Source organism: Novosphingobium sp. FW305-C-30-35, from assembly GCF_058783135.1.
The window spans coordinates 21888-33683 of record NZ_JBYSYJ010000006.1 but is presented as its reverse complement, the minus strand read 5'-3'; the positions used below and the strand labels follow the sequence as shown (position 1 = coordinate 33683).

At 64.0% G+C, this 11796-nt stretch carries 6 protein-coding genes and 3 pseudogenes; 3 read left to right on the top strand and 6 right to left on the bottom strand.

Translation table 11 applies throughout. The features are described 5' to 3' along the window. Positions 1–899: 899 nt before the first annotated feature. Positions 900–3323 (bottom strand): annotated as a pseudogene (locus tag AC3WLM_RS22210) (Tn3 family transposase); the annotation flags it as partial. A gap of 81 nt (positions 3324–3404) precedes the next feature. Then, a pseudogene (locus AC3WLM_RS22205) lies at positions 3405–3803 on the bottom strand (recombinase family protein); the annotation flags it as partial. Between the two features lie 168 nt (positions 3804–3971). On the opposite strand from AC3WLM_RS22205, the gene AC3WLM_RS22200 reads away from it, so the two are divergent. Continuing rightward, a complete protein-coding gene (locus tag AC3WLM_RS22200; protein ID WP_492478773.1) occupies positions 3972–4373 on the top strand; it encodes a helix-turn-helix domain-containing protein in 402 nt (133 codons plus the stop codon). 232 nt (positions 4374–4605) lie between these two features. Here the strand turns inward: AC3WLM_RS22200 and AC3WLM_RS22195 are convergent, their stop codons facing one another. The 4 genes and pseudogenes from AC3WLM_RS22195 to AC3WLM_RS22180 form a co-directional block, all read right to left on the bottom strand. Continuing rightward, on the bottom strand, positions 4606–4821 hold the full coding sequence (locus AC3WLM_RS22195) for a hypothetical protein (RefSeq protein WP_066486308.1): 216 nt from the start codon (positions 4819–4821) through the stop codon (positions 4606–4608). A 205-nt stretch (positions 4822–5026) separates the two neighbouring features. After that, entirely contained in the window at positions 5027–7891 is a 2865-nt protein-coding gene (locus AC3WLM_RS22190) for a TonB-dependent receptor (protein WP_474747002.1), read from the bottom strand. Positions 7892–8217: 326 nt separating this feature from the next. Then, positions 8218–9573, bottom strand: coding sequence for an IS1380-like element ISKpn23 family transposase (locus AC3WLM_RS22185; RefSeq protein ID WP_003168745.1), 1356 nt, complete (start codon positions 9571–9573; stop codon positions 8218–8220). Positions 9574–9659: 86 nt separating this feature from the next. Then, positions 9660–10199, bottom strand: a pseudogene (locus tag AC3WLM_RS22180) (DUF4158 domain-containing protein); the annotation flags it as partial. A gap of 139 nt (positions 10200–10338) precedes the next feature. Between AC3WLM_RS22180 and AC3WLM_RS22175 the strand changes: the two are divergent. Further along, positions 10339–10890, top strand: coding sequence for a recombinase family protein (locus AC3WLM_RS22175; protein ID WP_004213210.1), 552 nt, complete (start codon positions 10339–10341; stop codon positions 10888–10890). Further along, positions 10887–11672: an SDR family NAD(P)-dependent oxidoreductase gene (locus AC3WLM_RS22170; RefSeq protein ID WP_004213209.1), complete on the top strand. Its 786-nt coding sequence runs from the start codon at positions 10887–10889 to the stop codon at positions 11670–11672. The genes AC3WLM_RS22175 and AC3WLM_RS22170 overlap by 4 nt, the downstream gene beginning before the upstream one ends. Positions 11673–11796 lie beyond the last annotated feature (124 nt).

The following is an 11796-nucleotide window of genomic DNA, read 5'->3' as shown; positions in this document are numbered from 1 at the left end:
CAACGTTCGAGCAGTTTCGGCCAAGGCAGCTTGCGTCATGCGATCACTTCCAACGGTGAGGAGACTCTTTCCACCCGCTCACCCTAATGACGAGCGGTGAGTTATGCAAATCTTCCGGCTCGCCGTTCAGAGAGAGGGATACCCCAAAACTCACCGTCGCGATCGGGCATACCCCAAAGCTCACCCGACTCTGCCCCAACACTCACCTTAACCGACCCCAAAGCTCACTTTCGGCTACCCCAAAACTCACGCGACTCGACCCCAACACTCACTTTTCGAGGCCATTTTCCTTGGTTTTGTGCGGGTTTGCGCACCCCTGAATCTTGAATCTAAGAAGAATATTTGAATCTGAAGGGGAACGGTGAGTTTTGGGGTAGCCGACCTGTGGATAACTCGCTCCTGCTGCACCGATAGGACAGAGAAGAAAGCACCGCCTCTTGGGGCTTCGCCCCGCCGGCTCGCGGCCTTCGGCCGCCCCGGATCGCTAAAGCGATCCTCCCACCCGGCATCCCCATAATGAGCCGGCTTCGCCGGCACGTTTCCTATGGCTTGGCACCAGCTCCACCGTTCTGCCCCAACAGCCAGCACATCACCAAGACCAACCGTCCAAATGGCTTTCCAGAAAAGCCAAGCGGATAGGGTAGTGATCCAATCGAGAGGGCAGGACAGGTGGAAACGTTGCTACTGACGCGATTTCCGGCCCGCTCAGCCTCTTTTTAGGCGTCGGGTGAGAGAGGCATGGGGATGGAGCGTTCACGGCGCTCTACGGGCTTCCCTGGCCGCCGTTTTCAAAGCCTAGATCTTCGTGGTTTCACCTACCCTGCTCAACCGGCGGGCGTCAGGGGGTGACTACACGAAAGTGACGTATCTGCACGGAAAGGGCGAACGGATAGCGAACGTCACGCGGCAAGTAGGGAGTTGACGGCGCGCAGCGGTCGCAAGGCGTCCGGATCGGGTTGATCTTCAACATTCCAGCTATAGTCACCGGTCAGCGAGATATGCTCCCAGCCCAATGGCGCGATGTGGCGTGCGATTTCGTCGGCTGTGCCGATGTCCGCCAGCGCCATTTCGAGATAGCGAGTGTTCCACAAGATGATGGCGGCGACGAGCAGGTTGAGGCCGGAGGCGCGATAGGTCTGGTTCTCGAACCGACGATCGCGCAGTTCGCCGAGCTGGTTGAAGAAGAGCGCGCGGGCGAGCGCGTTGCGGGCTTCGCCTTTGTTGAGGCCCGCCTGGGTGCGCCGGCGCAGGTCGATGTCGCGCAGCCAGTCGAGCATGAAAATCGAGCGTTCGAGGCGGCCCAGCTCGCGTAGTGCGAGGGCCAGTCCGTTCTGTCGCGGATAGGCGGACAAGCGGCGCAGCATCGCCGAAGCAGTGACGGTGCCGGTGCGGATCGACGTGGCGAACCGCAGCAGTTCGTCCCAATGCGCCGCGACATGACCCAATGCGATCGGTTCGGCCGTCATGCCGGCAAGCAAGGGGCCGGATTCTTGGCCGGGAAGGAGGTGTAAACGACGCTCCTTGATGTCGCGCAGGCGCGGCGCGAAGCGGTAGCCGAAGAAGGGCATGAGGCCGAACACATGGTCCGATGCCCCGCCCGTATCGGTGTAGTGCTCCTCGATCGTCAGGCCGGTCTGGTGATACAGCAAGCCATCCAGCACATAGGGCGCTTCGCCAGCGGTCGCCGCGATCACCCGACTTGCGAAGGGGTCATATCGATCCGAGACATGGGTGTAGAAGGCAACGCCTGGTTCGTTGCCGCTGCGCGCGTTGATGTCGCCGATCGCGGCCCCACGGCCCCCGGCATGAAATTGCTGTCCGTCGCTCGACGAAGTGGTGCCGTCTCCCCACAGCGCGGCGAGCGGCATGGCGCGATGGGCGTCGATCAGCCTTCCCAACGCTTCGCCATAGGCGGCTTCGCTGATGTGCCAGTCGTGAAGATGGGCGAGCTGACGCAGACTTGCGCCCCGGCAGGTTTCCGCCATGCGTGTGAGGCCGAGATTGATGCCATCGGCGAGGATGACCGTGAGCAGCGCATTGCGATCGTCGGCTTCCCGGCCCGAACGACGATGGATGAAGCATTCGCTGAACCCGGTCCAGGCATCGACCTCCAGCAGAAGATCGGTGATCTTCACGCGCGGCAGTCGATCATAGGCGGCGCGACGGGCAATCTCGGTGGCGGGCGGTGTTGCCGCCTTCAGCGGCGAGATGATGAGACCGTTTTCGTCAAGCTTAACCTGGGGCAGCTCCCCTTGCCGTGCAAGGACCGTTACCTGCTCGATCGCCGTGTCGAGCCTGGTGCGCCGTTCCTCGATATGGCGCTCGAAATCCGTTTCGATGGCGAGCGGCAACGGCCCCTTCTCGCGCAGCGCCGCAAAGGTCGCCGGCGGTATGAGATAGCTGTCGAAATCGCGAAACTGCCGGCTTCCCGCGACCCATATATCCCCGGCTCGCAACCGCTCGCGTAGTTGCGACAAGGCGCATAGTTCATAAGCGGCACGATCAACGATGCCATCCCGCAGGACGAACGGGCGCCATGCGGGCGGCACAAAGCGTAGCGGCACGCGATCAGGCAAGCGCCGTTTGCCGGTCCGATATAGCTCCGCGATGATGGCCAGCGCTGACAGGAGCCCCTGAACCGCGCCGGCGCCGCGAAACTCGAAGGCGTTGAGAAAAGCGCCGACAAAGAGCTTCACCGTCCGATGCCGCTCGATCAATTCGGCGGTGCGATCGACGGTTTCCGGTCGCCCGAGCACTTCGGCCTGCTCGACGGCCACGGCGAAGTGCTGCCAGTCCAGCGCCTCGATCTGCGCCAGAGAATCCACGCCCTTGCTGCGCGCGTCGATGAGGAGGCGGCAAGACCCCGTGAGCGTCCGGAGGTGGCCTTGCAACTCGCGCACCGTCTTGAGGGCTTTGTCGCGGGTCCGGTTCTCGGCGCGGCGCGCCATGCTGCCCAACAGCTTGTCGAACATCGTCAGGGTGGCGTCGGTCAGGCTTTCCTCAAGCCGGATGCCGGTTGCCGCCAGCGTCGCATGGCGGCGCAGGGCATTGAGTTCGCCAAGGTGCTGGGGTGTGATGCGGCTGCCTTCGTCCGCCAGCCTGTCAAAAGTCAAAGCCGGGATCATGTCGGCACGGGCGCGATCGAGGCCCAGCGCGCGGATATAGGCGAGCCGTTCGATCAGGCGCAGGATGTTGCGCGCTGCCGGCGATTGTGGCGCATTGCGCATCCAGGATAGCCATGTCGCGACCTGCCCCGGTCGTCGGGCCAGCAAATCGTCCAGGCCCTGAAGGGTGTCAGGCAGCAGGCCATTCGTGAGCACTTCATAGGTAACGTACATTCGCCGAAGCTCGCGCTGCTGCCGATCGGACAGCTTGGGCTTCTTGCCCCGGAGCTTACCCTTGGCCCGTGCGACCGCCATGCCTTCGCGGGTGCGCATGCGGATCAGGTCTGCCTCGAACTCGGCGAAGGTAGCGAGGATGTTGAAGAACATCTTGCCCATCGGATCGGTCGGATCGTGGACGCTGGACCCGAGCTGCAGCTTCACCCCGCGCGCGGCGAGCGCGTCGGCGATGGCGCGGGCATCGGGGACCGAGCGGGCCAGCCGGTCGAGCTTGGGCACCACGAACGTGTCGCCGGCCCTCACGGCCGCCAGTGCCTGGTCGAGTCCCGGCCTCAGCCGGTTCGATCCGGTGAAGCCGTGGTCGGTGTATATGCGATCGGCGGCGATACCCATTTCGGCGAGGATGCCTTTTTGGGCAGCCAGGTCCTGCTTGTCAGTCGAGCACCGGGCGTAGCCGATCATAGTGTGGGTCATGGAGTCGATCTGTAACGATAGTGGCCCCATCAATGCAAAAGATATAGTACCAGTCTTGTGAGACTCGGCCCAGCCCGGGATTGTGGCCCGCCCGGGGTGGGTCCGGCCTGTACGCTGAACGACCCTCTTTCGGACACGAGCGCGAGGAGCGATCCGATGACCGACGCGGACGACAAGGTGGCGAACCGGCTGGCCTTCCTCCGAGTCCACCTCGACGACGGCGTGCCGCTGGCGCGCGCCGCGCGCGAGGCCGGCATCCCGATCCGCACCGCGCGGCGCTGGCTCGCCTGCTTCCGCGATGCCGGCCCTGCCGGACTGTCCTTCAAGACGCGATCGGACGCGGGCGAGCGGAAGGTCGCGCGCGAGGTGGTGGAATTGATCGAGGGCATGGCGTTCACCAAGCCTCGGCAGTCGGCCGCCACCATCCACCGCCGGGTCAGCGCGGTCTCACGCGAGCGGAAATGGCGTGCACCGTCCTATAGCCGGCATCCACCGTGCCGCACGATCGGCGGTCTGGGATCATGCCGTGCCGTGGATGCCGGAACAAGTCCGGCATGACGTGGGGAGGTTCGCGAAGGTTTTGAGTATATCCGGGGCGACGGGGCGGAACGTGATGAACCTTACGATCCCGGCCTTCGGCAGAACGTTGCGAGAGTCGGTTTCCTTGCCTCCTGCGTCCGTCACCCCGGCCAAGGCCGGGGGCCATGGTGCGGGGACAACAACGGCCTGTGCGTTCGGGCAGACATGGATGCCGGATCAAGTCCGGCATGACGGTGATGGTATGACGCCGTCAGAAGGGCGCGCAGGCGCGGCGTTGCTGGGTGCCCTTGGGCGTGAGGACGAGGTGGCCGAGGCGTTCGCGGATCAGCCCCTGGTCGAGCAACTGGCGGATCGTATCGGGATCGTGACCGCGCGAGATGATGAGCGTGCCGCCCGCGCTGCGCGCGGTCCACAGGATGCGCTCCATCTGTTCGGACACCAACCGGATTACCGCTTCGCCGTTCATCGCCGTTGCGCCCCCCACGGGCCAGACGCGACCGACTCGGACGGTCGCTTGGCCGGAGGAAGCCGCGAAAACGGTTAACGGGTCAACCATCGTCGCGGCGCTTTCCCACCGGAACGGGTAGGATGCGCGCGGAAACCGACGAAACGAACGGGCCGGCCGGCGCCAGGATGCGCCGACCGGCCCGCCATGGGTGCAAAGGTGTGAATCAGAAGCGCGTGCGCAGCGTCACGCCATAGGTGCGCGGTTCGGCGAGGAACGCCGAGAACAGCTGGTTGCCGGTGCCGCCGAACGCCTGCACCTGCTGCTGGCTGCCCGCCCCCTGGAAGGGCGAGTTGAACGCGACCTGCGTATAGTTGGTGTCGAGCAGGTTCTGCGCCCACAGTTCGACCGCCCAGCGTTCGTCGCGCCCGCGCAGGCCGACGCGCGCATTCACCACGGTGAAGCCGTCCTGCATCTTTTCTACGAACAGGTCGGAGCCGGTGTTGTAGTCCGACGCGGTCCGCTGATCGACGTAGAATAGCGCCGACATGCCGTCGCTGCCGATGTCCGGCGTCCAGGCGACCGAGGAGGTGATGACGTTGCGCGGCGCGTTCGACATTTGCGACCCCGACAGCAGGAACAGCGCGGGGTCGAGCGGGGCGCCCGCATCCGAGCCGACCAGGTTGCGGCGGTATTTGGTGTCGGCGAAGGTATAGCCCAGGTTCACCGCCAAGTTGCGCGCGGGGTAGAAGCCGGCCTCCACCTCGACGCCTTGGCTGACGACGCCATATTTGACGTTGCCGGTGCACGCCCCGGTCGCCGCGCTGTTGTCGCGATCGGCGCCGTTCAGGTCGTTCGAGCACGAGCCGATGTTCTCGACCACGTAATTGGTGCCGTTGAAGGTGTTCAGCTGGAAATTCTTGAACTCCGACCGGAAGCCCGCGATGTTGAACGTGAACGGACGGCTGGAATATTTCAGCCCGATTTCATAGGCGTTGACGGTTTCCGGGTCGAAGCGCAGCCGCCCGCCGGTGGCATTGCCGATCGTCGCGGGGTTATAGGCATCGCCCAGGTCCGACCGGTCGAGGTTGTAGCCGCCCGCCTTGTACCCGCGCGAATAGCTGGCGTAGGTCATCACGCGGTCGACCGGCTTCCACGACAGCACCGCGGTGCCGGTCAGCTGGTCTTCCTTGAAATTGTCCGCCAGCGTGCGGCCGTTCAGCGCCGACGACGAATTGCCGGTGCACGCCAGCGTCGCGATCCCGCGGGTCAGCGCGGCAAGCTGTGCGTTGTTGAACAGATTGCCCGCCGGGCCGGCGCCCAGCAGCCCCTGGATCTGCGGGCAGACGGTATTGTTGTTGCCGAACGTCGCGTCGAACCGCTTGCGCTCCTGCGTCCAGCGCAGGCCGGCGGTGAACGACAGATTGTCGGTCAGCTTGACGATGTTGTGCGTGAACAGCGCGAAGCTCTTGCTGTTCTGGCGGTAGACGTCGCGGGTCGTGCCCAGGTTGTTGAGCGTGCCCAGAAGGTCGATCGCGGGAAGGATCACCCCCGCCGCCGCGCCCAGACCGGCACCAATCGCCTGGCGCCCGGTCGCACCGCCCAGCGCGGCAAGCGGCGTGGTGCCGAGGCATCCCGGCCCGGCCGGGTTGCGCAGGGCGGCGGTGGGATTGATCGTCGCGACGATGCGGCACGCGGCGAAGGCGCCATAGTCGCTGCCGAACTTCAGATTGTCGACGACCTCCAGATCCTCGTTCGAGAAGAAGCCGCCGACCAGCCAGTTGAGCCGGTCGCCGAATGCCTCGCCGTTGAGGCGCACTTCCTGCGTGAAGGTGTGGAACTGGCGGTAGTTGTTGCCGTCCGCCGGGCGATCGCCGATGTCGAGGACGTTATAGTCGATGTCGCTGGCGCCCGCCGACTTGTATTCGCGATAGGCGGTGATCGAGGTGAGCGAGGCGCCGCCCAGGTTCCAGTCGATCTGCGCCGACCCGCCGTAATCCTTGGTCACGTTCGAATAGGCCTTCCCCGGGGAGAAGGCGATGCGGCGGCTGTATGGATCGTTGCCGCTGGGGAAGGCGGAGCCGGCCGGATAGCCGCGCAGCGCCGCGATCGAATTGATCACGTCGACGATGCGGTTGCCGTTGGGGTTGATGGCGTAATCGCCCGCGACGCCGGGGGTGGGATCGATCTTCTCGCGCGTGTCGACATAGACCGCGCCGCAGCACTTTTCGTCGCGGAAGGTGTAGTCGCCGATCAGCCGCAGCGAGAAGTCCGACGAGGGTTCGAGCAGCAGCTGCCCGCGCACGAACCAGCGGTTGCGATCGTTATAGTCGGTATTGTTGACGACATCGCGCATGAAGCCGTCGCGCTTGGCGTAGACGCCGTCGATGCGGAAGGCGAGCAGGTCCTTGATGATCGGCCCGGTCAGCGCGCCGGCGGCGCGCCAGGCGTCGAAATTGCCGTAGCTGCCCTCGGCATAGCCGCCGAAGTCGAACGACGGCGCCTTGGTGTAGACGTTGATCGCGCCGGCGGACGAATTGCGCCCCGACAGCGTGCCCTGCGGCCCGCGCAGCACCTCGATCCGGTCGACCTCGCCCAGGTCGTTGAGGCCCGAGCCGGTGCGGCTGCGGTAGACGCCGTCGATGAACACCGCGACCGAGCTTTCGAGGCCGGGGTTGTCGCCGACCGTACCGATGCCGCGCACGCGCGCCGAGGCGTTCGCCTCCGACCCGGTCGAGGAGACGTTGAGCGAGGGGGCGAGCTGCGCCATCTGGCGGATGTCGGTGGCGCCGGAATTCTGGAGCGCGGCCTGGCTGACCGCGTTGATCGAGATCGGCACTTCCGACAGGCGTTCGGAACGGCGGGTGGCGGTGACGACGATGTCGCCCGCGCCGACGTCGTTCGCGTCGGCTTGTGCCGCCGTGGTATCGGCCTGTCCGGCGACGGCGGCGTTGGCGGTGACGGGGCTGGCCTGATCGGTGGCGGCCTGATCGGTAGACGTCTGACCGGTGGAGGCTTGGGCCGGTGCGGTGGCGGCGAACAGCAGCGCGGGCGCGGCGGCGGTGGACAGAAGGACGGTGGTCAGACGCATGGCGACAGTGCCTCTCCCAAACATGACGGGTCGATGTGTCCGGATTTGAACATCCGGTATCGCGGCCGGTTTAGCGCGCTATCGACAAAGGTCTAGCGAATTTACCATACATTCCCCAAGTGGCATGCCGTCTGACGTGAGTTTCGCCTGAATCCGACCGCAGGACAATCATTTTCCGTCCCGAGCGGCGTCGTCGGGCGCGCAAGGCGCTGAGACAGGGCAGATCGGCCCGCGAAGCCGCCGTGTTGTGCCCTGGTGGCGGTGTTTTTCAGCGCAGCGGACAGACCCATCCTGCCGTTTTCGTTCAGTTTGGGCGTGGATGGCGGTCATGCGCATAGCGGAGGCGCTCGCAATCGGCGGATGGCGGCGAGGATGGCGCGGACCATCGGACCGGTGACGGCCACCTCGGCCAGCTGGAAGGTGATGGCGCGGGCATGGCGGACGACACGTGCCCCGATCTTGATCAGCTTCAGTTGCAGGCTGGTCAACGACCAGTCGGCCATCGTCTCGGGCAACTCGATGCAGCGCAAGAAGATGGCCAGGTTGTAGGCCAGCGCATGCAGTTGCAGTCGCACCTCATTGTCGCGGAACTTCCGGCATGACAGCCGCGTCCAGTGGAAGGCATATTTACCTTCCTTGATGTGCTGCTCGGCGGTGCCGCGCTGGTTATAGAACCGCACCACCCAGTCGGGCTCCATCGGCAGGTTGGTGACGATGAAGCCGACACGCGGGAACAGTTCGCCCGGATGCCATTCGATCTTGGCGATCACCCGGCGTTCCTTGTCCCAGGATGCCGCCTGATACTCGAAGTCTTCGTAGAAGCGCTTGACCTTGGTCAGCGAAGGTCGCCCGACAGGGCGCGTCAGCCGATGCGCGATCTTCTCGCGCAGGACGTTGTTCGCAGGCAGCCGGATGGCGTAGAAGAATCGGGCTTCTTCCAGCCGCTCATAGATCGCGGGGATCGCGTAGGCGGCGTCAGCCCGGAAGAACCGGCCGCAAAGGTCGCGCTCCGCGTAGCGGGCGATGACGGGGTCGAGAACGTCCCGCCAGCCATCGGCGCTGTGGACGTTGCCATGGCGCAAGGCGCAGCGCTCCAGCATGCCGAACTGGTTGAACAAAAAGTTCGGGTGATAGCAGGTGCAGTCGAAATGCCCGTTCCAGGCCGCGCCCTCCTGATCGCCATGGGTGGGGCTGACCGAACTGTCCATGTCCAGAACGATGTACTTCAGCCCGTTACGGTCATGGAACCGGTCGATCCATTGGCCATTCAGGTCGGCCAGCGCGGCACGGTTCTCGGGCTGTGCCAGTGTCTCGGTCTCGAACCGTCCCATCTGCGAGGCCGAGGCCGCTTGCGCATCGACAGCCCTTCCACCCACGACCTGGCGCATCACCGGATCGAGGGCCAGGCGGTCGGCGTCGTTCACATCCTCGTATCCGGCCAGTCGCCCGAACACCGATTGCCGGAACAACCCGTCAAGCCGGTGGACCGTGTTCTTGCCGCGCCGGGTGTCGCGCAATGCTTTTGCCGCCAGATCGGACAGCCCGAGCGCGTCATCCAGCTCGCGCATCACCAGCAGGCCGCCGTCGGAACTGAGCTGCGCACCTCGGAACTCCACATGCACCCGGCGGTCGAACTCGACCCGATCTGCCCGCTTCGAACCCGCACCCTCTGGGTGATCCATCAAACGCGCCCCTCACGGCCATCAACACCATGATTTATATCGGAAATATTGAGATCCTGACAGCAAAATCAGCGATTTACTTGGGGAATGTGGGAGGTAAGCTGTTCGGCTTGCTGGCGCGCCCGCCGCAGCACCGCTTCGAGAATCGACGGAGAAGGCAGGAGGATCTGCAGGCGCCGGAGTTCATCGACGATGACGTCTGCCATCTGGCCGGGGTGTATGATGGTCTGCGCGATTGGGACCGAGAAGGCGACAACTTCACGGAAAGCGTTGCGGTCAAAAATCCTGAACCCGTGCGATCGTCGGATTTCGACGAGATGCTCGCGACGGGTCTGGTCCCGATGGGCATAATCCGCGAAGGCTGCCGGCGCGACGCCGAGTTGCTGCGCCACATAGGCGAGCACAGGAGCGGGCGGGACTTCGCCCGCTTCCAGCGCACGGCCAGGCCATCTCATATATAGCATGAGCATCGCATAGCCGAGCCGGGTGGCATCGCCGCGACGGCGGCCGACAATTTCCAGGTCGTCGCTGGTCAGCGTATAATGACGCGCGATCTCGCGCTCATCGAGCGGCGCGCCATAATGCCTCGCCCAGATTTCCAGGCTCACCAGTCGCCGTCTCGCCAAGCATCATCTCCTTCGCTTTGCGTGTCCGTCAGACGGTCCTCTGGCGGCCAACAGGAATATGTCCGTTAACTCTGGACCTGTAACGGCGATTCGGACAAGATCGCATAATGACGGGAAAACGGACAGGATCGGGCATCATGTGGCGCTGATCGGCTATGCGCGCGTCTCGACCGCAGACCAGAAGCTGTCGCTCCAGCTTGACGCGCTGAACACTGCCGGGTGCGACCGTATATTCGACGATCACGCATCCGGGGCAAAAGCCGATCGGCCTGGCCTAACCGAAGCGCTCGCCTATTTGCGCCCCGGCGACACGCTGGTGGTCTGGAAACTCGACCGCCTCGGCCGCTCGATGAGCCACCTGATCGAGAAGGTCGGCGAGCTTGCGGCGCGCGGCATCGGGTTCCGCTCACTCACCGAGAATATCGACACCACCACTTCGGGCGGCATGCTGGTGTTCAACATCTTCGGCTCGCTGGCCCAATTCGAGCGTGACCTGATCCGTGAACGCACTCATGCCGGCCTCAAGGCCGCACGCGAGCGGGGCAACAAGGGTGGTCGCCGGCCTGTCGTTACCCCCGACAAACTACGTAAAGCGCGGGCGCATATCGCAGCGGGCCTCACTGTTCGTGAGGCGGCGGCCCGGCTCAAGATCGGCAAAACCGCCCTATACAAGGCTCTGGAAAACGCGTGAAACCGCTGGCGATCAAGAACTCGTGGGTGCTGGTCACAGGGGCTTCGACCGGTTTGGGCAGAGCGTCCGCCCTCCGCTTGGCGGCATCGTACCAGGCCAAGCCCCTGATTGTTGGACGAAGGCTCGACAACTTGCGGGAGCTACAGACCGAAATTGACGAGCGGTTCAATGTGCCGTGCGAGATTATAGTGGCTGATCAACGTGAAATCGAGGGCAGGGAGAAAATCGCGGCTAAGGTTGCAGAATTGCAAGTAACAGCCGCTTTGTTGGTTGCCGGAATGACGAGCGTTGGTTCATTTGATGCAGGCCGTGCCGACACTTATGCCGAGGTAATTGAAACAAACATACTCGGTTTCACGGATTTGCTGGCTCGCCTGATTGCGATTTTCAGGGAGCAGCCGTTTGAATCCTCAGTAATCGCCGTGTCGAGCCTGGCGGGCGAAACATCCGTGCCCTTCCAAGCGGTCTACGGCGCGTCGAAAGCCTATGTGAGCACCCTCATGCGAGCGCTTTCCGTGGAGCTTGCCGGGACGGGAGTGAGTGTTGGGTCTTTTGCACCCGGTGGAATCGACACAGACATGGCTGCCCTCAGCGATTTGAAGTGGGGGAGGTTGGGTTTGATGGACGTTGACCGGTGCGCGGCCCATGCAGTCCACGCTCTGGTTTATCGGCAATCCTTCGCCATACCGGGGATGGGCAACCAGCTCACATATTTGGCGAGCAGGGTTCTACCTCGATCGTTGGTCAATCGGATTGCCGCCCTCCCATATCGGCGCCCGTAGGGCGGCACCACATAAAAGGGGCAGGAAAGCCTGCGAATAGCATCTGCTGGCATCGTACCGGATTTGTTCGCCCTTAGCGTGCAGATACGTCACTTTCGTGTAGTCACCCCGTCAGCATCGATCG

Bases quoted from the DNA above. Each gene is read 5' to 3' on its own strand.
- AC3WLM_RS22200 (WP_492478773.1), top strand. From the start codon at position 3,972: ATGACCGACGCGGACGACAAGGTGGCGAACCGGCTGGCCTTCCTCCGA.
- AC3WLM_RS22195 (WP_066486308.1), bottom strand. From the start codon at position 4,821: ATGAACGGCGAAGCGGTAATCCGGTTGGTGTCCGAACAGATGGAGCGC.
- AC3WLM_RS22190 (WP_474747002.1), bottom strand. From the start codon at position 7,891: ATGCGTCTGACCACCGTCCTTCTGTCCACCGCCGCCGCGCCCGCGCTG.
- AC3WLM_RS22185 (WP_003168745.1), bottom strand. From the start codon at position 9,573: ATGGATCACCCAGAGGGTGCGGGTTCGAAGCGGGCAGATCGGGTCGAG.